At 43.0% G+C, this 21810-nt stretch carries 22 protein-coding genes; 13 read left to right on the top strand and 9 right to left on the bottom strand.

Annotated features, from left to right (window positions below; genetic code table 11):
• Position 1 precedes the first annotated feature (1 nt).
• The 5 genes from flgH to flgL are packed head-to-tail and all read left to right on the top strand — an operon-like array spanning position 2 to position 5994.
• A complete protein-coding gene (gene flgH / locus NO559_RS01340) occupies positions 2–697 on the top strand; it encodes a flagellar basal body L-ring protein FlgH (RefSeq protein WP_258329967.1) in 696 nt (231 codons plus the stop codon).
• Positions 698–736: 39 nt separating this feature from the next.
• Positions 737–1849: a flagellar basal body P-ring protein FlgI gene (locus NO559_RS01335; RefSeq protein ID WP_258329966.1), complete on the top strand. Its 1113-nt coding sequence runs from the start codon at positions 737–739 to the stop codon at positions 1847–1849.
• A gap of 12 nt (positions 1850–1861) precedes the next feature.
• On the top strand, positions 1862–2821 hold the full coding sequence (gene flgJ / locus NO559_RS01330) for a flagellar assembly peptidoglycan hydrolase FlgJ (protein WP_258329965.1): 960 nt from the start codon (positions 1862–1864) through the stop codon (positions 2819–2821).
• A 2-nt stretch (positions 2822–2823) separates the two neighbouring features.
• On the top strand, positions 2824–4776 hold the full coding sequence (gene flgK / locus NO559_RS01325) for a flagellar hook-associated protein FlgK (RefSeq protein ID WP_258329964.1): 1953 nt from the start codon (positions 2824–2826) through the stop codon (positions 4774–4776).
• A gap of 15 nt (positions 4777–4791) precedes the next feature.
• Positions 4792–5994: a flagellar hook-associated protein FlgL gene (gene flgL, locus NO559_RS01320; RefSeq protein WP_258329963.1), complete on the top strand. Its 1203-nt coding sequence runs from the start codon at positions 4792–4794 to the stop codon at positions 5992–5994.
• A gap of 6 nt (positions 5995–6000) precedes the next feature.
• Here flgL and NO559_RS01315 read toward each other — a convergent pair whose 3' ends face one another.
• The 9 genes from NO559_RS01315 to NO559_RS01275 form a co-directional block, all read right to left on the bottom strand.
• A complete protein-coding gene (locus NO559_RS01315; protein ID WP_258329962.1) occupies positions 6001–6309 on the bottom strand; it encodes a hypothetical protein in 309 nt (102 codons plus the stop codon).
• A gap of 326 nt (positions 6310–6635) precedes the next feature.
• Positions 6636–6914: a hypothetical protein gene (locus NO559_RS01310; RefSeq protein ID WP_258329961.1), complete on the bottom strand. Its 279-nt coding sequence runs from the start codon at positions 6912–6914 to the stop codon at positions 6636–6638.
• On the bottom strand, positions 6911–8194 hold the full coding sequence (locus NO559_RS01305) for a motility associated factor glycosyltransferase family protein (RefSeq protein ID WP_258329960.1): 1284 nt from the start codon (positions 8192–8194) through the stop codon (positions 6911–6913). The genes NO559_RS01310 and NO559_RS01305 overlap by 4 nt, the downstream gene beginning before the upstream one ends.
• A 110-nt stretch (positions 8195–8304) precedes the next feature.
• Positions 8305–8628: a hypothetical protein gene (locus NO559_RS01300; RefSeq protein WP_258329959.1), complete on the bottom strand. Its 324-nt coding sequence runs from the start codon at positions 8626–8628 to the stop codon at positions 8305–8307.
• Positions 8629–8665: 37 nt separating this feature from the next.
• On the bottom strand, positions 8666–10021 hold the full coding sequence (gene fliD / locus NO559_RS01295) for a flagellar filament capping protein FliD (protein ID WP_258329958.1): 1356 nt from the start codon (positions 10019–10021) through the stop codon (positions 8666–8668).
• Positions 10022–10091: 70 nt separating this feature from the next.
• Positions 10092–10490, bottom strand: a complete 399-nt coding sequence (locus NO559_RS01290; protein WP_258329957.1) for a flagellar protein FlaG — start codon at positions 10488–10490, stop codon at positions 10092–10094.
• A 62-nt stretch (positions 10491–10552) separates the two neighbouring features.
• Positions 10553–11353, bottom strand: coding sequence for a flagellin (locus NO559_RS01285; RefSeq protein WP_258329955.1), 801 nt, complete (start codon positions 11351–11353; stop codon positions 10553–10555).
• Between the two features lie 82 nt (positions 11354–11435).
• Positions 11436–12236 carry a flagellin gene (locus NO559_RS01280; protein WP_258329954.1) on the bottom strand — a complete coding sequence of 267 codons (801 nt, stop codon included), beginning with the start codon at positions 12234–12236 and terminating at the stop codon, positions 11436–11438.
• 302 nt (positions 12237–12538) lie between these two features.
• On the bottom strand, positions 12539–13339 hold the full coding sequence (locus NO559_RS01275) for a flagellin (RefSeq protein ID WP_258329953.1): 801 nt from the start codon (positions 13337–13339) through the stop codon (positions 12539–12541).
• Between the two features lie 355 nt (positions 13340–13694).
• Here NO559_RS01275 and fliS point away from each other — a divergent pair, with 355 nt between their 5' ends.
• The 8 genes from fliS to NO559_RS01235 all read left to right on the top strand — a co-directional run bounded on the left by fliS (position 13695) and on the right by NO559_RS01235 (position 21805).
• On the top strand, positions 13695–14084 hold the full coding sequence (fliS, locus tag NO559_RS01270; protein WP_258329952.1) for a flagellar export chaperone FliS: 390 nt from the start codon (positions 13695–13697) through the stop codon (positions 14082–14084).
• Positions 14085–14252: 168 nt separating this feature from the next.
• Positions 14253–15254 carry a UDP-N-acetylglucosamine 4,6-dehydratase (inverting) gene (gene pseB / locus NO559_RS01265; protein WP_258329951.1) on the top strand — a complete coding sequence of 334 codons (1002 nt, stop codon included), beginning with the start codon at positions 14253–14255 and terminating at the stop codon, positions 15252–15254.
• Between the two features lie 31 nt (positions 15255–15285).
• Positions 15286–16167, top strand: coding sequence for an aldo/keto reductase (locus NO559_RS01260; RefSeq protein ID WP_258329950.1), 882 nt, complete (start codon positions 15286–15288; stop codon positions 16165–16167).
• Entirely contained in the window at positions 16164–18263 is a 2100-nt protein-coding gene (locus NO559_RS01255; RefSeq protein WP_258329949.1) for an aminotransferase class III-fold pyridoxal phosphate-dependent enzyme, read from the top strand. The genes NO559_RS01260 and NO559_RS01255 overlap by 4 nt, the downstream gene beginning before the upstream one ends.
• Positions 18263–19156 carry a sugar nucleotide-binding protein gene (locus NO559_RS01250; RefSeq protein WP_258329947.1) on the top strand — a complete coding sequence of 298 codons (894 nt, stop codon included), beginning with the start codon at positions 18263–18265 and terminating at the stop codon, positions 19154–19156. Before NO559_RS01255 ends, NO559_RS01250 begins: the two co-directional genes overlap by 1 nt.
• 19 nt (positions 19157–19175) lie before the next feature.
• On the top strand, positions 19176–20315 hold the full coding sequence (locus NO559_RS01245; RefSeq protein ID WP_258329946.1) for an N-acetylneuraminate synthase family protein: 1140 nt from the start codon (positions 19176–19178) through the stop codon (positions 20313–20315).
• Entirely contained in the window at positions 20297–20938 is a 642-nt protein-coding gene (locus NO559_RS01240; protein WP_258329945.1) for a glycosyltransferase family 2 protein, read from the top strand. The genes NO559_RS01245 and NO559_RS01240 overlap by 19 nt, the downstream gene beginning before the upstream one ends.
• Before the next feature lie 51 nt (positions 20939–20989).
• Complete coding sequence (locus tag NO559_RS01235; protein WP_258329944.1) at positions 20990–21805, top strand: hypothetical protein; 816 nt, start codon at positions 20990–20992, stop codon at positions 21803–21805.
• Positions 21806–21810: the final 5 nt, after the last annotated feature.

Raw genomic sequence — 21810 nt, 5'->3', positions numbered from 1 at the left:
TATGTTGAAGTACGGTTTAATCATAAAAGCGCTTAGTTATTGTTTGTTGGCGTTGAGCTTAACAGCTTGCATAGCGGCCGACCCTAAGCCGGATGACCCTGCCTATGCACCAGTGATGGGTAATTATCAACATGCACAAATAGCGACTTCCAGTGGCAGCCTCTATCAGGCTGGTTACAGAGGGTCTTTATTCACCGATAAGCGCGCAGCCAGAGTAGGGGATGTGCTGACAATTTTGTTGGATGAGCGCACATCGTCATCAAAGAAAAGCGAAACAGAAATTAAAAAAGAAACGGAGTTAGCCATTAACGCCGGTACTTTGTTTGGCCGCAATATTACCTATAACGGTGATGAAATTATGTCTGCGGGTATTACCCAGGATAGAGATTTTAAAGGTGATGCCGAGAGTGATCAGAGCAACCGCCTGCAAGGCAGTATCACGGTAACAGTATCAGAAGTTATGCCTAATGGTTTGCTGGCGGTGCGCGGTGAAAAGTGGATGACGCTAACCAATGGCGAAGAATTTATACGGGTGAAAGGCTTGGTTAGACAGGAAGATATCAGCCCCAATAATACCGTGTCATCTACCAAGTTGGCTGATGCACGCATTACTTATAGTGGTACCGGTGATTTTGCTGATGCCAGCAAACAGGGCTGGGGTAGTAGCTTTTTTAACTCCAAGTGGTGGCCTTTTTAAAGCCTGATGAACGCACACTATTCTATAAAGAGAGCAGTAATGAATACGATAAACAAGCTAATCAGCGCGGTTATATTTCTAGCTGTGTTAACGCCTGTTAGCTATGCAGAGCGTTTAAAAGATATTACTACCCTGGCAGGTGTTAGAGATAACCCTTTGGTGGGCTATGGCTTGGTAGTAGGTTTAGATGGCACTGGTGATAAAACTAGCCAAGCACCGTTTACGGCGCAGTCCTTTAAATCCATGCTTAATAAATTCGGTATTACTATTCCTGAAGGCAGTAATTTTCAATTAAAAAATGTGGCGGCGGTTACCATACACGCCAATTTGCCGGCGTTTGTAAAACCCGGTCAAAAGATTGATGTATCGGTGGCCTCTATAGCCAATTCAAAAAGCTTACGCGGCGGCAGTTTATTAATGGCACCCTTGAAAGGTGCTGATGGCAATATTTATGCGATTGCCCAAGGTGAGCTAGTAGTAGGCGGCTTTGGCACTGAGGGCAGGGATGGCTCTAAAGTCACCGTTAATATTCCCAGCGCTGGCCGCATTCCCAATGGCGCGATAGTGGAGCGAGCGGTAAGCAACGCTTTTACCAGTAGCGATCATTTAATTTTTAATTTAAATCGTGCCGATTTTACTACCGCGAGACGCATAGCAGAAAACATCAATGAATTATTAGGGCCTAATATTGCCAGAGCTATGGATGCTTCCTCGGTGCGGGTAACGGCTCCTATGGATATGGATCAGCGCGTTTCATATATGTCGCTGTTAGAGAATGTAACCGTGCAGCCTGGCGAAGCTCCGGCCCGAGTAGTGATTAATTCACGCACGGGCACTATCGTAGTCGGCAAGCATGTGACTGTGGCACCCAGTGCAGTCACTCACGGTAGCCTGACGGTAACAGTGACGGAGGGGAATAACGTTAGTCAGCCCAACCCCTTTGGTGAAGGCGAAACCGTGGTGGTGCCAGAAACCGGTGAGGTTACCGTGACGCAAGCTAACAATAAAATGTTTGAGCTAAAAGGCTCTACCACGCTGGATCAAATTGTGCGTGCCGTTAATGAGGTAGGTGCTGCTCCGGGTGACTTAATGGCTATCTTAGAAGCGCTAAAGCAAGCTGGCGCGCTAGAAGCCGATTTGATAGTGATTTAAGGGGCGCTAACTATGATGCAGTCATCAGCCTTAACGCGCAGTGTTAGCAGCGATGCCTATACTGACCTCAATAGCCTTAATGCGATACGCAGCCTAGGCCGCAGCGATAAAAATGCTGCTCTGGAAGAGGTTGCCAAGCAGTTTGAGTCCATGCTGGTACGCATGATGATGAAGAGCATGCGCGATGCCAATGAGGTTTTTGCCAAAGGTAATATGTTATCCAGCCCCACTACCAGCATGTACCAGCAAATGTACGATGATCAGTTGGCGGTTTCACTCACCAAGGGCCGAGGCATGGGCATAGGTGATTTAATGGTGAAACAGCTACAGCGACGCTTTGGCATAGAGCAGCAAGATAATACCAGCGCCAAGCAGCAGGAATTGATTAGGCCTGAACAATCCACCCCAGCACAATCCACCCCTGCACCGCTGCCTAGCGCAGCAGCTGTGCAAGCTACTGAGGCAGTAAAGGAGACGGTTAGTTTTGATGGCACGGTTAGCGATTTTGTCAACAAGCTATACGCTATGGCAAAAACGGCCGCAGATAAATTAGCCATAGAGCCTAAAGCCTTACTGGCGCAAGCGGCATTAGAAACCGGCTGGGGTAAAAAAATGACCCAGGCTAGCAATGGTGAAAGCTCACTTAACTTATTTAATATTAAAGCAAGCAGCGATTGGCAGGGTGATACGGTTAGTGTAGCTACCCTGGAGTTTAAAAATAATTTACCGGTGCAAGAACAGGCAAATTTTCGCTCTTATAACAATATTCAACAAAGCTTTGATGACTATGTAGATTTTATTATGGGCCGTGGTCGTTACGATAAAGCCTTACAAGCCAAAGATGGCGAACAGTATATTCAAGAGTTAGCTAAGGCCGGTTATGCCACTGACCCCAAATATGCTGAAAAGATTATGCGCATTGCAAATAGTAGCGCCATGAATAACGCTATTGCCAGTGTAGAGGTTAATTAGTTATGTCTTCATTATTGAGCATAGGGGTTAGCGGTTTAAGTACTAATCAAACCTCTTTACAGGTTACTGGTAATAATATTGCCAACGCCGATGTGGAGGGCTATAGCCGGCAGCGTGCAGAGGTAGAAACGCGCCCTGAGTTTTTTCAAGGGGTAGGTTTTATAGGTTCTGGCGCTGGGGTTAGTGATATATCCAGAATTGTAGAGAACTTTTTAATTACTCAGCTGCAATCCGATACTGCCAGTTTTAATAACTTAGCCGCCTATGTGAGCAGCATTGAAGAAATGGATGTTTTACTGGCTGATAGCTTTAGTGGTTTAAGCCCAGCTTTAGACAGTGTTTTTTCCGATATAGAGGCGGGTGCGCAAGACCCTACCTCTATGCCTGCACGACAGTTAGTGCTCAGTGACCTGGAAGGGTTGGTAGAGCGTTTTAATACTCTGTATCAACGTATACAGCGGCAACAAGAGAGTATTAATCAGCAAACCAAAGCTTTTACCTCGCAGGTAAGCTCTTTGGCTGAAGGCATAGCCAATTTAAATGTTTCCATAACTGAGGAGATGGCTAGGGGCAAAGGCCAACCCAATCAGCTATTAGATGAGCGTGATCGATTAATTACTCAATTGTCAGAGTTAGTAACTGTGCGAACGGCTGCTGAAGATAATGGGGCCTTATCGGTATTTATCGGCAGTGGCCAAGCACTAGTCTTGGGCGGCAATCATAATGAATTGGTAACGGCTAATAGTGTTAGAAATCCGGGCCAGCTAGAAATCAATATCAGTGGCCTGGGCGGCACCCAGCAGATTACCCGGTTAATCAATGGTGGCAAGTTAGGTGGTTTGGTCGCTTACCAGCAGGATGCACTACCTAGTATATATAATTCTCTAGGGCGTATATCCCTAGGTATCGCTGAAACCATGAACCAGCAAAATAAACTGGGCATAGATTTAGAGGGTAATTTTGGTGATGATATTTTTAGGGATATCAACAGCTCAGCATTAACTCTTAGCCGAGTGATCGCTGATGTGGGTAATACTGGTGCGGCTACTTTAAGTGTGTCTATTAGTGACGTTAACCAGCTGACTACTAGCGATTATTTTGTTGACTTTAGTGGTACGGGTTCAACTTATCAAATTGTTAGAGAGTCTGATAATGCCGTAGTCAGCTCGGGCACTATAGGGGCATTTCCCGCGACTATTAATGTTGATGGTTTCGACCTTGATATTAGCAGCAGCCCTAATGCCGGCGATAAGTTTTATCTCAACCCAACCAAAACGGCGGCTCAAGATATAGCCCTGGAAATAACCCGGCCACAAGAATTTGCTTATGCATCTCCTATAGTAACGGGTTCTAGCTTGGGTAATACCGGTACTGGAATAATCTCGGGTGGTACTGTGTTGTCGGTTGCCGGCGCAGCCATGACAGATATCACCACGCCGGTTAAATTCGTGTTCACTTCAGCGACTAGTTACGATGTTATTAATAGCTCTACTAATGCAGTAATTAGTGCTGGTAATGCTTTTGTACCTAATACCGTCAATATTTATACCTCACCCAATGCCGCTTACAGCATTGAGCTTACAGGTGCGCCAGCTACAGGGGATGAATTTACTGTAGATTATAATGTTGATGGCATCTCCGATAATAGAAACGGAGTGGCCTTGGGTAATTTGCGTTTGGCCAGCAGTTTAGATAATGGTACTTTAAACTTTGAAGATGCCTATGGGCGTTTATTGGAGGAGCTGGGGGCAAAAACAGCGCAGCTTAGAATTAGCCGTGATGCTTCTGAGTCCTTGTTGATACAGTCGCAAAAAAGCCGTGACAGCGTTTCAGGGGTTAACCTCGATGAAGAGGCCGCCAATTTAATTAAATTTGAACAGGCCTATAATGCATCGGCACGCATCATTACTGTTGCGCAGCAAATATTTGATACGCTGCTAGCAGCCTTTCGATAGCCCAGGAGTCAGATTATGAGGCTTTCATTTTTACAGGGTTTTAATCAAAGCTTAAGCAGTATGCTGCGCATACAGGAACAAAGCTTTAATACTCAAAACCAAATCTCAACAGGTAAACGCATAGGTACGCCTGCAGACGACCCTGTAGGTGCGGCTAAGTTGATACAGTTGGATCAAGAGCAATCTCAGTTAGAGCAGTTTGAAAAAAACATTAGCTTTGTTGAAAGCCGGCTAGAGATAGAAGAGGTACGGCTGTCCAGCGTTAATGACTTGCTGATTCGGGTAAAAGAGTTAACCTTGCAGGCTGCTAATGGTACCAATGCTTTTAGCGAGCGCAAATCCATTGCGGCTGAGCTTGGCACTCGCTTGGAAGAACTTGTCTCTATAGCCAATAGCACTGATGCAAACGGTGAATATATCTTTGCCGGCTTTAAGGGTGGGACTCAGCCTTTTGTACAAAACTCCGCCGGTGATTATGTTTATCAAGGTGACGAGGGGCAGCGTAAGGTGACCGTTGCTAATGGTACAGCTATAGCAATTAGCGATAGTGGTCGTCGCATCTTTGAAGATATACCTTCTGCGCAAAATACTTTTTATACCACGACTAATAGCGCGGCTGCCGTGGTTTCCAGCCAGCGGGTAGTCAATCAGGCTAGCTACGATGCTAGTTATCCTTTGGATTATGAGATTACCTTTACCGGCCCTGCTACTTTTGATGTTAATGATGAAAATGGTGTGCCTATATTGGTCGCTCAGCCATACACCTCAGGCAACCCCATCACTTTTAATGGCGTAGAAGTCACAATTTCTGGAACGCCTGTGGCAGGTGATGATTTTTATGTGGAGTCTTCTGGCAAGCAGAGCATGATCACTTCCCTGCAAAATTTAGTAGAGGGCTTGAATACCTTAACTGATACCCCAGCTGATAAAGTGGTTTTGGATCAATTAATTGACGACTCATTGACCAATTTCGCTGCAGCTGAGTCCAGTTTGGGCCAGGTTTGGGCTGAGGTTGGTGCGCGCTTAAATACTGCTGAGAGCGTAAAGGCTTTGCATGAAGGAGTGGGCTTGCTTAATCAGGAGTTGATATCCGATATTAGGGATTTAGACTACGCCGAAGCGATTAGTCGTTTGAGTCAGGAGACCTTTGTGCTGGAAGCTGCCCAGCAGACCTTTAGCCGCGTAAGTTCGTTGTCTTTGTTTAACTTCTTGCGATAGTGCTACTTACTTTACAAGTTGTAATATTTGTTTAGTGGCCTTTCTTCGTATCTGCTCAATGATTTTTTCATTGCGTAGATGTTCGCTTAAATTATGTTGATAAAAATAAGCGGTTTCTGGGCCTATAGGGTATTTTTTAAAGTGCAGTAGTAGCTGCATTGTTCTTGTTTGACAATTGCTAAGTACATCAGTCCATTTGTTTTGATTTGATGAGCTGATAATCATGCGCTCTAGCTGTTTACTTTTCTCCCAGCTATGATAAATATCGTTTTCGCATGTTTCAAAGTCGTTAGTATTTAATTTTCTGTGGTTCATAAGAGTATATTAACGATTAGAAACAATGACAGTAAATTTTCTTTGCTTGTCAGGGAGTATAAAGTTAATTGTGCGTTTTATGTGCTGGAAATGATTGGTAAAACTCGAACTATGGCTATTTATCTTTAGCGGGCTCTTATCGTACAGGTTTATGGGGTAAGGACCATTACTAATGGCTATATATGCTTTGGAGATATTGTTGCCAGTTTTAATTTTAAGCTTTTTTTCTAGCTTGGAGTTTTTCATTAGTTATATCAACCTTGAGAAGGGGAGCGCTTGCCCTTTACATTGATATCGGCCGATTTTGTAAAAACTTTATGCTTGTTTTAATCGTTGTTTTTGCTGTTTTCGTCAAGGAACTCAATGAGTTCGTACTCCAAGTAATCAGCTAGGCACAACCAGTCTGAACGCTCTTGGGCAGCCAATAAGTCAATTAATATAGGATGCAGGTCGTTTAGCTGCTTAGGAGTAAGCGATGTGGCAAGTTCACCTAGCAGCTGTGTAAGTGATACTATTTTTTCGCTGACCTCAATGTTTCTACCTAGTCTCAGGCTGTTAGCAATAGATAAGGATTCATTTCGTATTGTGGTGAGTTCAGCTTTCATAGCTTAGCCTCAATATACTCTGTTCCTGCAATTAGGGCTCCATACCGACAGGAATTGTAAAATGTGATGTGCGGGTGCAATTTGATATAGTTTTCTAAATTGCACAAATAGCTGCGAAAATTTGGCACGGTAGCAATCATCTCACCGTAGCCATTCTTAACCTGGCCTTGATTATTCGTATAATCTAGCCCTAGCTCGCCTTCTTTCCATTCGGCGTGGGTTTTATTGCTATGGAATCCGAAATCACAGCCAAATAGTGTGATAGAGTTTGCGCCCATTTTTACCGCAAGATCAACTGCTGGGTGTATGACACTACCCCCAGAATACAGTCGCCCCTTTGGGTGTGTTTCTGAAATGCGGTTATACGCTGGGCTGGTAGAATAGCTGGTATACCTTTTTCCTCGCCACGCGCTAAGCACGTTTATGTTTGTTCTTGGGAAGTAAACTAATGAAATCCCTTCAGAGTGCTGAGGACTTAGCTCATTAGTGTTGGTTTCTTCATCGACGGTAACAACAATGTCGGGTTTTATGCTGTTAGCTGTTAATGCTTTGAATGCAGTGTCTACAGCTATAATTAAAATATTCTCATTTTTGCATGCTGACTTTATATAGGTATAGCAGCGCTCTAGTGAAGGCCCTGTTCCTATAACGAAAGCCTTTGAATGCCTGCGGCTATTAAAGAGTGACTGCACATCATTATCTGATTTGATGAGGTCTATATTTTTGTTTATCTGCTCATTAATTGAGGCGCTGTTATTTATATGGTTTTTATAAATAAAGTTAGTTTGGTTTTCATTGAGAATATGATCGCGAAGTTTTAAGTGCTGGTCTGAAGCAAGGCTAAGTTCAGGGGCTATAGATATAAATGGGTGTTTTACCTCTTCGTTAGCTAATGGAGTTTGCAATGAGACTCTTGGATCGTTTAGCCAGCTACTCTGGTCGGTATGTTTTAATACCAATGAAAATACTGCTTCGTTGAGTATGAATACTCGTAGTAGCCGTATGTTTTTACGCTGTAAAATAGCTTGTTGAAGGTCGCCTAGGGCTGTGCCGTAAAGGTTGATGACTTCTGCGTCATCAGGTATTTGGCTTACTAGTAGCTGAGCTTCTGTGGCTCGATTGTGTCGGCTGCTTAGTTGTATGCCGTCAATGCTGATCGTTTCTTCTCTGCCTTTAACTAGGCTGGCATTTAGACAAGAAATATCTTGCTGATTGAGGGTTTTTGCTAGCGACGGCCAGCGTTGAGCGATGATGCTAATATTGTGGAAGTCGTCAGCCATATAAATCGTCGGTCATTTCGTGGTATTTAGCTTTAAGGGTAAGTTATGCTGATGGACAAATCTAGTATGTGATTTTTTTGGCTGAGAGCTTTGTTTGCTATTTTATAAGGTTATTGCTTGTTAATTTCGTTATATATTTTGGCTCCAGTGAGACTTTTTTTAACTTTTTTAATTTCATCGCTGATGGCCAATTTTATGTTGTTACTTGTTTCAATGAGGCGATGATTACTTTTTTCGAATTGCTCTATGGCAAGTGGGGCTTCTTTGGGGTGTGATTGTAATAAATCGCTAAAAGAAATGCTTTGTATTAGTGATAGTCGTAACTCGGCAAGACTATTAGCCTGATTTGAATCGCCGTTTTTCAATGCGTGTAAAATTTCTTCACTAATTGCAGTGGCTTGATGAAGTTTTTTTAAAGGCTTATTAACTTTCATTAAATGTAGGGATGCTGGTTACGGGATCTATCTAAGGTTAAGAGCTTGATTTTACTACACCGGGGAGATTGGCGAGCTGTTGTGTTAAAAAGCTACCTGTAGTGTTCAGGGTGGCTAGCAGTCCATCCATTGCGATAAATTGCGCAGTTAGGCGTGCCTCCAGTTTACCAATGCGATAGTCTAATCGTGCTCTTGCGTCGTCAATGAGGCCTAAACGGGTATTGTAGGACTCATTTTTATTATCGAACAGGCCTTGGAATTTCACATACTCATCCACAGTGTTATCCAGGCGAGCAGTTATGCCGTCTGTAGCAGTAAGAACAACAGACACTGCATCAAAATCATTATCTAAAGCTTTTTTCAAATTACTGCTGTTTAGCGAAAGCTCACCATTCTCATTAGTGGTTATACCTAGTGACGATAAGGAGTTAAATGCACTGGTAGCCGAGGGTACTGTATCAGAAATTATGCTGGTAATTTGTGAGTTAAGACTTCTTACCGTGGAGTCACTGTATAAAGCCCCGGGAGAACCGTTATTATAGGAAGCTTGGATGTTAAATACACCGCGCATTGTGTTATAGGCTTCGATAAATTCTTCAACACTTTCAATGATGGCATCTTGATCAGTAGCAACGCTGATAGTGGTAGTGCCTAGTGTTTTTGCTTCAATACTAATGCCATCAATGGCGCCGGTTATGGTATTTGATTGGCTGTTGTATACATTACTGCTGCCGTCAATTTCAACAATGGCATTGGCGGCGGGGGTGACGGTGCTCATTCCCAGCCCAGGGTCGGAGGTAAACGTTAAGCTGTTATCCGTGCCTGTCTCATTCGCGGTGATGACTAGTTTGCTGCCACTTCCCCCCATACCATCGTCAATATTGATAACTGTCGCAGTTACGCCGAAATTATCTGAGGCGTCATTTATGGCGTCCCGCATAGCATTGAGGGTGTTATCGCCGCCGCCTGCAAACGTCAGTGTGAAACTGTCGCCATTGGCGTTTTCTATAGTGAGGTCGCCGGTACCAACTTCAAATGCGTTTGCATTGGCCATTAAAGTCGAGCTGGATTTGTGGGCTTTAGCTATTTGTGTGACATTGATGTTAAAAGTGCCGGGTTGTGCGCTGTCGTCAGTAGATAGGGTGGCAACGCTTTCATTGCTGGAGCTGCCGCTATAGATAATAAATGCGGCGGGGTCAGTAAGGGTAGCTAAGCTTTTTTGAAAAGTAGAAATAGAGCTTTTTAGTTGGCCAAGGGCGGATATTTGGCTATTAAGTGTGCTGGCTCTATCGTCAAGCAATTGCTCTGGGCGCGCGCGTTCTGAATCCACTAACTGGGCTACTAGTCCGTGTATGTCTATACCGGAGCCTATGCCTGACGCAGTAATTGCCACGTTGTTACTCCTTGCTGCTTCCGTTAGAGATAGAGGCCAATAAGAAGGTACTTAGAGGCCGTATGTGCGATTATACTTTAATATCATCAAATAAGAGACTGTTAACTTCTTCAAGACGCTCATAGATTCTTAGCATTTCTTCGGAAGGGATTTGTCTAATAGTTTCTTTAGTTGCCTGATCGATAACCTTGATGATAACACCGTCGTGGCTTTCATCAATTCTGAAGTTTAAGCCTCTCTGGATGTTTTCTACCGCAAGATTAAGTTTTTCCAGAACGGCCTCAATTTCGGCTTGGCTGGTAGGTTCCGAAACATTCTTAAGGTTAGTGCTGGGGTCTGGGATGTTTTTTTGTTCGGCAGCTATTGCCCGCTTCCGCACAGCGTCCTGTTGCGAGGCGGATTCCGATTTTTGTGTTACTTGAGTGGTATCGGAGAACCTATCTGACAAGTTTGTGATGCTGGTTGTCATGGTGTTTCTCACTTCATTAAGTCTCGCTAGGCGTTAGCCTAGCGAGGAGCTGATCCATTGCGTTACTGTAGCAGAGAGAGTACTCCCTGTGGAATAGCATTAGCTTGCGACAACACAGATGTGCCGGCTTGTTGCAAGATCTGGGCACGGGTTAGATTGGCTGTTTCTACCGCAAAGTCGGCATCACGTATACGTGAGCGAGCGGCTGACGCGTTTTCAATAATGCTATTGGTGTTAGCAATAGTGGATTCTAAGCGGTTTTGAATAGCACCTAGTTTACCGCGTTGAGCATCAATAGCCTGTATAGCAGCTGTTAGTGAGGTCATAGCCGTTGCAGCAGCAGCTGAAGTGCCTAGGCTACCACCAACATTAGCAATAGCTGCAATACTTAGGGCTATAGTTTCGCCTGCTTTGTCACCTACTTGCAGGGTGGTGTCTAAGCTGCCGGTGAGTAGGTTGGTGTTACCAAAGCGTGTTGTGCTGGCGATACGGTCGACCTCTGAGGCCAAGGCAGCGTATTCGGCATTCAAGGCTGTGCGCTCATTGGTGCTATTGGTGCCGTTAGCAGCCTGTACTGCTAATTCACGCATACGCTGAAAAATGTTGGTTACCTCATCCATGGCGCCTTCAGCAACCTGGGCTAGTGAGATACCGTCATTGGAGTTGCGTGCAGCTACTGTCATACCACGAATTTGCGAGGTTAGCTGGTTTGATATTTGTAGGCCGGCGGCATCATCTTTGGCACTGTTAATACGTAGGCCTGATGATAGGCGCTGTAACGAGGTCGCTAGACTGTTACCGCTTTTTGTTAAGTTGCGCTGAGCATTAAGTGATGCAACATTGGTTGCTACAACTTGTGCCATGAGTACTCTCCTTTAGCCTGTCCTGCGATTGTTGCAGCAGGTACAGGTATATAACTACGAATGATTATAATACTTAGTTCTATTACTGCAGCAGAGATAGCACACCTTGCGGTATGGCATTGGCCTGCGACAATACCGAAGTACCGGCTTGCTGTAGTATTTGTGCTCTAGTTAGGTTTGCTGTTTCTACGGCAAAGTCGGCATCACGTATACGTGAACGCGCGGCTGATGCGTTTTCAATAATGCTGTTAGTGTTAGCAATAGTAGATTCTAAGCGGTTTTGAATAGCACCTAGCTTACCGCGCTGGCCGTCAACGGTTTGTATTGCGGTAGTAAGCGCGTCCATCGCAGTACTGGCTGCTGCAGAGGTTAAAAGATCGCCACCTACAGTTGAAACTATCGATATGGTAATAGCTATGGTTTCGCCCGCTTTATCGCCTACTTGTAGGGTGGTGTTTAAGCCGCCACTCAGTAGATTGGTATTACCAAAGCGGGTAGTGTTAGCAATTCGCGTTACTTCCGAAGCTAGAGCCTGAAATTCTGCATCGAGTGCGGTACGTTCGTTGGTGCTATTGGTACCGTTGGCAGATTGCACGGCGAGTTCACGCATGCGCTGAAAGATATTGGTTACCTCATCCATGGCACCTTCAGCCACTTGGGCTAATGAAATACCATCATTCGAGTTACGAGCTGCTACAGTCATACCACGAATTTGTGAGGTTAGCTGGTTGGATATTTGTAGGCCCGCCGCATCATCCTTGGCACTATTAATGCGCAAGCCAGATGAGAGGCGTTGCAAGGAAGTAGCTAAGCTGTTGCCACTTTTTGTTAAATTACGTTGTGCATTTAGCGATGCTACGTTGGTTGCTACGACTTGTGCCATGACGGTCACTCCTAAATTAGCTTGTCTATTTCACTGGCTAAGTGAAAATAATCTCTCTCGTACACCCTTAATATCGGCAGAATTTAGTCTTGCTTTAGTATTTTTTCTGAATCCTTTCTTGTTGTGGTTGTTTTTTGCCCTAAAGGGCTGTTTTTAAAAGAGTTTTAATTTTGCATTACGGCTAAGTATGCGGCCATTAATTCACTTTATGGTGAGGAAAATCCCCTCTGGGTTACTTATTCGCTGTTGCTGTGGGTGGCGGCGCAGGAGAATCTGCGCCTTTCTTTGCCCTCTGCCTTCTTTTATTGCAGTAGTGACAATACTCCCTGCGGTATGGCATTGGCCTGAGATAGTACTGAGGTGCCAGCTTGCTGCAAGATTTGCGCTCTGGTGAGGTTGGCGGTCTCTACAGCAAAGTCCGCATCTCGTATTCTGGAGCGAGCGGCGGAGGCGTTTTCAATAATGCTATTGGAGTTCGCAATCGTTGATTCAAGTCGGTTTTGTATGGCGCCTAGCTTACCGCGCTGTCCGTCGACCGTTTGAATGGCGATAGTGAGTACTGACATCGCTGTAGCGGCATTAGCTGAAGAGAGTATATCGCCACCTACGGTGCTAACTTGGGATATAGTTATGGCTATATTTTCACCGGCTTTGTCGCCTACCTGTAGGGTTGTATTTAGGCTGCCTGTTAATAAGGTGGTGTTACCGAAGCGTGTGCCAGAGGCTATACGGGTTACTTCTGAAGCCAGCGCTTGGAATTCGGCATCTAGGGCGGTGCGCTCATTTGTGCTGTTGGTGCCGTTGGCAGACTGTACGGCGAGTTCTCGCATGCGTTGAAATATATTAGTCACTTCGTCCATTGCACCTTCGGCAACCTGGGCCAAAGATATACCGTCACTTGCATTTCGTGCAGCCACTGTCATGCCGCGGATTTGTGAAGTTAATTGGTTGGAAATTTGTAAGCCGGCAGCATCATCTTTGGCGCTATTAATGCGCAAGCCAGAAGATAGACGTTGTAGTGATGTGGCTAAGCTGTTCCCACTTTTTGTTAGGTTTCTTTGGGCGTTTATCGACGCGATGTTGGTTGCTACAACTTGTGACATGATAGGTCACTCCTACAAATTATTTATGGGTCTCACATGCTTTTCTGTGTTTGCTATGCGAGATGTTTAACGGCTCGAGATGTTTAACGGCGTTGCATTTGGATACTTGAGCTTTTTTAATAAAAAAAATCATATTGGCAGCGTTTTGTTTCTTAAGTTGTTGTTTTGTGAGGCTTTTATTTTATTTGAGTGGTTTTTGTGTATGGCTTAAAAAATGAAAATGGATTTTTTTCATAGATAAATAAAGTTTAACTAATGCTTTTCTATTCTCTGCCGCTATAGTTTTTAAGGCGTAAAGCTGGTTTAAGGTATTTGCTTGTGTGGCAATTAAAAGTCAGCAAATAAGGGGGATAAGATGTCTTTAAAAAAAGGGCTTAATCAATACCAAAAAGTGAGCAATCAGGAGGCCGTTTCTGGGGTTTCTCCGCATCGTTTGATTCAGCTTTTAATGGAGGGTGGGCTTCAGCGTATGGCAGAGGGTAAGGGAGCTATGTTACGCGGTGATATTGCTCAAAAAGGGGTGTCATTGGGTAAGGCTATCTCTATTATTGGTGGTTTAAGTGACAGCTTGAATATGGATGTAGAAGGGGGCTTGCCAGAGAATTTGGCGAGTTTATATGACTATATGGTGCAGTGTTTGATGCGTGGTAATGCTGATAATGATGAGCGTAAGATAGACGAGGCCATAAAGCTGTTAAGAACAATCAAGTCTGGCTGGGATGGAATTGCGGCTGAGGTTGCTTAAAAGTCACTCATTGTTGTTATCTAGCTGAGCCGCCTTAATATGGGCGGCTTTTTATTGCCCGTATTTTAGCGTTGCCACTGCTTTTTATGGCGTGATTCCTGCATATATACTATATAGTTGATGTTTTTAGCCAATCTATTGGCGGGTAGCTGTTTGTGGGAATGAATAATGTTTAATGATAAGTCTATATTGATTACCGGTGGTACGGGCTCTTTCGGTAAGCGCTATGTCAAAACTATTCTTGAAAATTACAAGCCTAGCCGATTAATTATTTATTCGCGTGATGAGCTTAAGCAGTATGAGATGGAGCAGACATACAATGATACTTGTATGCGTTATTTTATAGGTGATGTTCGTGATAAAGAGCGTATTACCCAGGCTTGTAATGGGGTTGACTATATTATTCACGCTGCCGCACTAAAGCAGGTGCCTGCTGCGGAATATAACCCTACGGAGTGTATACGCACCAATATTAATGGTGCTGAAAATGTGATACATGCCGCCATTTATAACAAGGTTAAAAAGGTCATTGCACTATCTACTGATAAGGCGGCTAGCCCTATTAATCTCTATGGTGCTACAAAGTTGGCATCCGACAAGTTGTTTGTTGCAGCTAATAATATGGTGGGGGCAAAGTTCCCCCGTTTTTCGGTCGTTCGTTACGGTAATGTGGTGGGTTCTCGCGGTTCAGTAGTTCCTTTTTTTAAGCAGTTAGTCGCTGATGATGTGGCTGCCTTGCCTATAACCGATATACGCATGACTCGCTTTTGGATTACCCTTCAGCAGGGGGTGGATCTGGTTTTAAAGTCCTTTGAAAGGATGTATGGGGGCGAGATATTTGTGCCAAAAATACCCTCAATCAACGTGGTGGACTTAGCAAAAGCCATTGCGCCTGAATTGCCGCATGAAATTATAGGTATACGCCCAGGTGAAAAGCTGCATGAAAAAATGGTGCCCAAGGATGATTCGTATAGGACAATAGAGTTTGATGATCATTATGTGATCACTCCCAGTATTAAATTTGCTGATAGCGAGGTCGATTATTGTTTTAATAATGCTGGTGAGGTAGGTAGTAAAGTAGAAGAGGGCTTTTCTTACGATTCTGGTCAAAACCCCGTGTTTTTGTCGGTCAGCGAAATCTCAGAAATGCATAAGCATGCAGAAGTATAACGCTCTGTTTATAGGGCTGTGAGGCTGCCTGATGAAGTTGATGTTAGGTAGTGTGCAATTTGGCTTAGATTACGGCGTTTCAAATACTTCGGGTCAGACGTCCGCTGATGAGGTTTCCTGCATTCTGAAATTAGCTAAAAAAAACCATATTTCATTTATAGATACAGCCAGTGTGTATGGGGATAGTGAAAGAATATTAGGTGATAATAATCTCACGGCTTTTAAAGTGACTACCAAAGTACCTTGCATGAAAAGTTATAAAGGGACTGTGGCTGAGTCGGTGGCATCATCGTTAAAAAAATTGCGATGTAGATCAATAGAAGGCTTATTGTTTCATTCTGGCGAAGATTTACTTGGTGCACAAGGTGACAATTTATATGCTCAGGCCTTAGCTGCAAAGTTAGAAGGTAAAGCCGCTAAAATAGGTGTCTCTGTATACTCTCCTGCCGAGGCTAAAAGCATCGCTGAACGCTATGACATAGACCTTATTCAATTGCCTTTAAATATTCTGGATCAGCGTTTTGTTGAGTCTGGAGTGCTCTCTAGTTTAAGCGGCAAGGGGATAGAGGTGCATGCTCGATCAGCATTTTTGCAAGGCTTGTTGCTTATGCCAATACAAAATTTAGAGCATTATTTTTTTCCTATTAAAAATATTTTAGAGAAATTTCATCAGTGGCATCAAACCTTGAATGTTTCCCCCTTGGCTTTAGCACTGGCCTTTGTCCGCTCACAAAAGATGGTTGATAGGGTGGTAGTAGGAGTTAATAGTGCTGCTCAGTTAGAAGAAATTATTCACAACTGGCAGGTGGCAAAGGCACTGATAGAGGAGCCGTTAATAAATTCTAAATTTAAGGCGTATTCAGTGCAGGATGAATCTATGGTCAATCCTGCGTTGTGGAATAGTCCGCGATGAAAAATATAGCAATTATTCAAGCTAGGATGTCATCCAGGCGTTTACCGGGAAAGGTTTTAGCAGATCTGTGCGGTAGACCGATGTTGTTACAGCAAATTGAACGGGTAAGAAGAAGTCAGAAAATTGATCATTTGATGGTTGCGACTAGTGATCATGTGAGCGATGACCCGATAGAGTCAGTATGCGCTAATGAAAATATAGATGTATATAGAGGTAGTCTAGATGATGTATTAGCTAGATATATCAGTGCTGCGGATGATTATCTGTTGAAAGCTAAGCAGCCTAGTAATCAGCGACTAAACATTATTAGGCTAACCGCTGACTGCCCGCTAATTGATAGTGAGCTTATCGATCATATCCTAAAAGTTCATGATGAAAATAATAATGATTACACCTCTAATAATATAGTCCCCAGTTTTCCTGATGGCCTTGATGTCGAAGTTGTTAGCTATGAGATTCTTAGTAAAATAAATAAATCAGCTAGTATAAAATCGCATAGAGAGCATGTGACTCTTTATATAAAAGATAATCAGCATTTATTTAAAGTGGGTAATGTTGTTAATGATGTAGATTTGTCTATGTGCCGATGGACCGTGGATGAGCCGGAAGATTTAGAATTTGTCCGTCATATTTATGAGCATTTCGGAAACTGCGATTTTTCAATGAAAGATATTGAAGCTTACATAATAAATAACCCTGAGTTGCAAAAAATTAATCATCATATAGGTCGTGATGAAGGTTTGTTAAAGTCACGTTATATTGATACTTTACTTGCTTCTAAGCATTGCTCGCTTTCACACCAAGCACAAGCCACCGCTAAATTACTTATTGCTGGTGAATCTCAGCTGCTTTCAAAGCGTCCAGATCAGTTCTGCGACTCTGTATGGCCTAGTTATTTTTCTCGTGCCAAGGGGGCAAGTGTCTGGGATCTAGATGGAAATCAATATATAGACATGAGTATAGGCGGCATAGGCGCTACCGTGTTAGGTTATGCCGATGATGATGTTGATAATGCTGTTATTGCCTCAATAAAAAGTGGTGTTGCTAGTTCGTTGAACTGTACTGAAGAAATTGAATTAGCAGAAAAGTTGTGTCGTTTACATCCTTGGGCAGATAAGGCGAGATTTGCTCGAACAGGTGGCGAGGCTATGGCTATAGCTGTTCGAATTGCGCGAGCAGCAAGCGGTAAAGATAAGGTGGCGTTCTGCGGATACCATGGCTGGCACGATTGGTATTTGGCAGCAAACTTATCGCATGGTGATAATTTAAATGGGCACCTATTGCCTGGTCTTTCCCCAATAGGGGTTCCCAAAGCGTTAGCTGGAACTGCCTTGCCTTTTAAATACAATGACCTGCTTTCACTGGAAACTATTCTGAAAGATAATCAAGGAGAAATCGCTGCCATTGTTATGGAGCCTATACGTAATATTGTCCCCAAAGATGACTTTTTGCTAGGGGTTAGGCGTTTGGCTGATCAATATGAAGTGGTATTAGTGATAGATGAAATATCGGCGGGTTTTAGAATGGCAAATGGAGGTGCTCATTTGAGTCTGGGGCTGGAACCTGATATCGCTGTGTTTTCAAAGGCTTTGGCTAATGGCTATGCCATGGCGGCAGTAATTGGCAAAGCTAAATACATGAATGCGGTTAATGAAACTTTTATTAGTAGCACCAATTGGACTGAAAGGGTTGGGCCTACTGCTGCATTAGCGACACTAAATAAAATTGAAGCGAACAATGTTCCGCAACGATTGATGGATAATGGTAAAAAAATACAGGATATATGGCGTTCTTTGGCGGATAAGCATGATATTAATATTACCGTTTATGGCCTTTATCCTATTTCCGGATTTAGCTTCGATTATAGCGATTCGCAAGCGATAAAGTCACTTTTTGTTCAGCTAATGCTTGGGCAAAATATTTTGGCGACTACAGCCTATTACGCAATGTATAGCCATGATGAACAAATGATTGAAAAATATCAGTCCGCAGCCGACTTGGCTTTTGGCGCCATAGCTTATTGTATAAAGAATAATAACGTGTACGACTATTTGCAGGGTTCGCCAGCCGCAAATGGTTTTAAGCGGATGACATAATGAAGATATTAGTGGCAGGTGCTAGTGGTTTACTGGGCTCTTATTTGCTGCCATTTTTGCGGCGTCAGATTGGCGATAACAAAACAATTACTTCTGATTGTGAGGTTATAGGGCAAGCTTATAAAAACCTAAAGGATGCTGGCTTTATCCAAGCAGATTTCACAAAAAAAAATGACGTAAAGCGTGTTTTGGATCAAATAAAGCCGGATTTAATTATTAACCTGATTTGTCTTTCCGATGTCGATTTATGTGAGCGTGATATCAATCTTTCTTATGCGCTTAATGTTTCGGTTGTTGAGTCTATAGTTGATTGGCTTGTTAAAAATGATAGTAGTCATTTGATTCAAATATCCACAGATCATGTTTATGACTCACCTGGATTGAACAAAGAGGGTGAGGTGATTATTCGCAACCAATATGCATTCAGTAAATATGCTGGCGAGCTTAGTGCGTTAATGGCTGGAGCAACTGTCTTGCGAACCAACTTTTTTGGTAATAGTCTGTGTGATAGGCGAAAAAGCTTTAGTGATTGGGTTATAAGTTCTTGTAAATCGAAGCTAGATATAGAGTTATTTTCGGATGTGATGTTTAACCCTTTATCTATGCAGACATTATCGGAGATGATTTGTAAAGTTGTCGAGAGTCCTGTGGCGGGTGTTTTTAATTTGGGTTCCAATAAAGGTATGAGCAAGAGTGATTTTTCCTTTTTTTTGGCGGACTCCCTGCAGTTGAATTCTGACTGTTTAAGGGAGGCAAGCTTTGAGCAAGTAAAAACTAGGCTAGGATTAACTGCCAGGCCTAAAGATATGCTAATGAATGTTGAGAAATTTGAGCGCGCATTCAATGTTTCACTTCCAACTTTGGAAGATGAAATATTAACTTTGTCAATATAATTGAGTCCTATTAATTATTATGAGTGATCAAACAGTGAAACCTAAGCATAGTGAGAGTAGCTCTAATTATTACTCTTGCGCATATGATTTTAAATCAGACTTTCTGGTGGCTAATAGTCCTATTGGGGAACGTCGCCCTAGTTATTTTATCGCTGATGTGGCTGCCAATCATGATGGCAGTTTGGATAAGGCCATAGAGTTAATTAACCTATGTGCAGAATCTGGCGCTGATGCCGTTAAATTCCAGCATTTCACAGCTTCGACTATTGTTAGTGATTATGGTTTCAAGGCATTAGGCAGCCAGCAATCTCATCAGTCTTCATGGAAAAAAAGTGTTTATGAAGTGTATGATGCCGCTGCTTTAGATATGGATTGGACTCCTATATTAAAAAAAGAGTGCGATAAAGTGGGAGTTGATTTTTTTACGAGTCCTTATTCAATTGAGCTGGTGGATAAGGTAGATCCATATGTTCCAGCCTATAAAATTGGGTCAGGTGATATTACTTGGCTAGAAAATATAGAACATATTAGTTTAAAAGGTAAGCCTGTGATGTTGGCTACAGGCGCTTCCACGTTGGACGATGTGGAAAGAGCTATGGCTATGATAGCTAAGCATTGCCAAGAGGTTGTGTTGATGCAGTGCAATACCAACTACACAGTCAATCCAGAAAACTTTAATCACATCCATCTTAATGTACTAAAAACTTATGCAGCAATGTACCCCAACGTGGTTTTGGGTCTTAGTGACCATACTCCAGGGCATGCAACAGTCTTAGGGGCAATAGCCTTGGGGGCACGTGTCATAGAAAAGCATTTTACTGTTGATAATTCTTTGGAGGGACCTGATCACACTTTTTCTATGAATCCTATTACTTGGAAAGAGATGGTAGATCGTTCTCGAGAGCTGGAGATGGCTTTGGGTTGCGGTGTGAAAAAGGTTGAAAGTAATGAGCTTGAGACTGTTGTTTTACAGCGTAGAGGTGTTTGTTATAAGGGCGATTTTCCTGCCGGCCATGTGCTGAAAAAAGACGATTTGGAAGTGTTAAGACCATGTCCTGAAGAGGCGGTAAGACCTTACGATATAGATAAGATTTTAGGTAGGTCTTTGCTTTTGGATGTAAACAAAGGGGAGTCGGCTAGGTGGATAGACATAAGGTAGCCATTGTAATTCCCGCTGTTAATGAGGAACGATGTATTAAGTCTACAGTGCGGTCAGTCAGTGAGTATGGTGTACCTATAGTCGTTGATGATGGTTCTTGCGATAACACAGTGAGTTATGCTGTGTCGGAAGGTGCATTAATTATCAGACATGATGTTAACCGAGGTTATGATGAGGCTTTAAATAGTGGGTTTTCCTATGCTGCGATTAATGGTTTTGATGTGGTTGTTACATTTGATGCCGATGGGCAGCATCCTGAGGGTAAAATCCCTGTGTTCCTGGAGGCCTTGAATAGAGGGGCCGATGTAGTGGTTGGGCGACGCCATATTTTTGCTCGTTTTTCCGAGTATATATTTTCATATTACACACGGTGGCGTTATGGGATTTTTGACCCTCTATGTGGTATGAAGGCTTATAAGATAGACGTATATAATGAACAGGGGTTTTTTGATAGTTGCTCGTCGATTGGTACTGAGTTAGCAATTTTTGCCTGTCAGTCCGGAAAAAAAGTTATAAACCTACCTATAATTGTAGGGGAGCGCGAGGATGACTCCCGGTTTGGTCGTGCATGGCGAGTTAATATTAAAATTATAAAAGTGATGTTTGGTTTTATGATGAGATAGAAGATCTTCAAGGTTAAAGGTCTTTTTTGTCTGGGGATAGGGGATGATAATATGAATAAGAAAGTGAAAGAGATAATTAATTTTTGTGAAGAGGTGGTAGATTCGGGCAGAGATTTTACTGAGTTGCATGCGGTAAGCAAAGGGCACTCTGAACGAGTCATCGAGACGCCTTGGGTTGCCAGTGTTTTATCTAAATATCCTAACTCAGATTTGTTAGACATAGGTTTCACTATGGCAAGCCTTGATTATCTAGGTTTGTTATTTATGTTAAATGATAAGCTGGGGATCAATATTGATGCTCTTGATATTGTTAAGCCAGAGCGTGTAATGGGGCGGTATCCAGAAGAATGGCAGGAGAGGGTTAAACAGCAAAATATCACGATTGCAGATGTGAGGGAGTATCGGTGCACTAAGCAGTATGATTTTATTACTTGTATATCAACAATAGAGCATGTTGGTTTTGATTCTGCCACATATGATGACCCGGAAACTGCTTTTGCCAGGTGCAAAAACTCTAAAGATGTGAAAATGCTACGGGAAGAGAGTGTGGATGAAAACGTTCTGGATACCTTTTCGTCATTGTTGCGGTCTGGCGGTAGTGCTTTAATTTCTGTTCCCGTTGGCAAGGGCGAGCCTGTGCTATTAAAAGATTCGTTGGGTTTTTACTGTGCTCAGTGGGAGTATGATGGCGAAAGCTTTAAGAAGTTGATTTCGCATAGTGATTTTTCTGTAGCGCAGGAAAGATTTTTTCAGGAATGTGATGGTTTGTGGGAAGAGGTTCCGTCGTTAAGTCATATTAACAATAAAACCGGTGAGTTAAAGGAGCATGCCGAGGCCTGTGCACTTCTACTCTTGGTTAAGAAGTGAACGAT

The sequence above is a fragment of the Dasania sp. GY-MA-18 genome, assembly GCF_024734385.1.
Taxonomy (GTDB): domain Bacteria; phylum Pseudomonadota; class Gammaproteobacteria; order Pseudomonadales; family Dasaniaceae; genus Dasania; species Dasania phycosphaerae.
This window is presented reverse-complemented; position numbering and strand designations above follow the sequence as displayed.

Excerpts from the sequence above, each read along its gene's own strand:
- flgH (WP_258329967.1), top strand. The coding sequence starts at position 2 with ATGTTGAAGTACGGTTTAATCATAAAAGCGCTTAGTTATTGTTTGTTG.
- NO559_RS01335 (WP_258329966.1), top strand. The coding sequence starts at position 737 with ATGAATACGATAAACAAGCTAATCAGCGCGGTTATATTTCTAGCTGTG.
- flgJ (WP_258329965.1), top strand. The coding sequence starts at position 1,862 with ATGATGCAGTCATCAGCCTTAACGCGCAGTGTTAGCAGCGATGCCTAT.
- flgK (WP_258329964.1), top strand. The coding sequence starts at position 2,824 with ATGTCTTCATTATTGAGCATAGGGGTTAGCGGTTTAAGTACTAATCAA.
- flgL (WP_258329963.1), top strand. The coding sequence starts at position 4,792 with ATGAGGCTTTCATTTTTACAGGGTTTTAATCAAAGCTTAAGCAGTATG.
- NO559_RS01315 (WP_258329962.1), bottom strand. The coding sequence starts at position 6,309 with ATGAACCACAGAAAATTAAATACTAACGACTTTGAAACATGCGAAAAC.
- NO559_RS01310 (WP_258329961.1), bottom strand. The coding sequence starts at position 6,914 with ATGAAAGCTGAACTCACCACAATACGAAATGAATCCTTATCTATTGCT.
- NO559_RS01305 (WP_258329960.1), bottom strand. The coding sequence starts at position 8,194 with ATGGCTGACGACTTCCACAATATTAGCATCATCGCTCAACGCTGGCCG.
- NO559_RS01300 (WP_258329959.1), bottom strand. The coding sequence starts at position 8,628 with ATGAAAGTTAATAAGCCTTTAAAAAAACTTCATCAAGCCACTGCAATT.
- NO559_RS01290 (WP_258329957.1), bottom strand. The coding sequence starts at position 10,490 with ATGACAACCAGCATCACAAACTTGTCAGATAGGTTCTCCGATACCACT.
- NO559_RS01285 (WP_258329955.1), bottom strand. The coding sequence starts at position 11,353 with ATGGCACAAGTTGTAGCAACCAATGTTGCATCACTTAATGCTCAGCGC.
- NO559_RS01280 (WP_258329954.1), bottom strand. The coding sequence starts at position 12,236 with ATGGCACAAGTCGTAGCAACCAACGTAGCATCGCTAAATGCACAACGT.
- NO559_RS01275 (WP_258329953.1), bottom strand. The coding sequence starts at position 13,339 with ATGTCACAAGTTGTAGCAACCAACATCGCGTCGATAAACGCCCAAAGA.
- fliS (WP_258329952.1), top strand. The coding sequence starts at position 13,695 with ATGTCTTTAAAAAAAGGGCTTAATCAATACCAAAAAGTGAGCAATCAG.
- pseB (WP_258329951.1), top strand. The coding sequence starts at position 14,253 with ATGTTTAATGATAAGTCTATATTGATTACCGGTGGTACGGGCTCTTTC.
- NO559_RS01260 (WP_258329950.1), top strand. The coding sequence starts at position 15,286 with ATGAAGTTGATGTTAGGTAGTGTGCAATTTGGCTTAGATTACGGCGTT.
- NO559_RS01255 (WP_258329949.1), top strand. The coding sequence starts at position 16,164 with ATGAAAAATATAGCAATTATTCAAGCTAGGATGTCATCCAGGCGTTTA.
- NO559_RS01250 (WP_258329947.1), top strand. The coding sequence starts at position 18,263 with ATGAAGATATTAGTGGCAGGTGCTAGTGGTTTACTGGGCTCTTATTTG.
- NO559_RS01245 (WP_258329946.1), top strand. The coding sequence starts at position 19,176 with ATGAGTGATCAAACAGTGAAACCTAAGCATAGTGAGAGTAGCTCTAAT.
- NO559_RS01235 (WP_258329944.1), top strand. The coding sequence starts at position 20,990 with ATGAATAAGAAAGTGAAAGAGATAATTAATTTTTGTGAAGAGGTGGTA.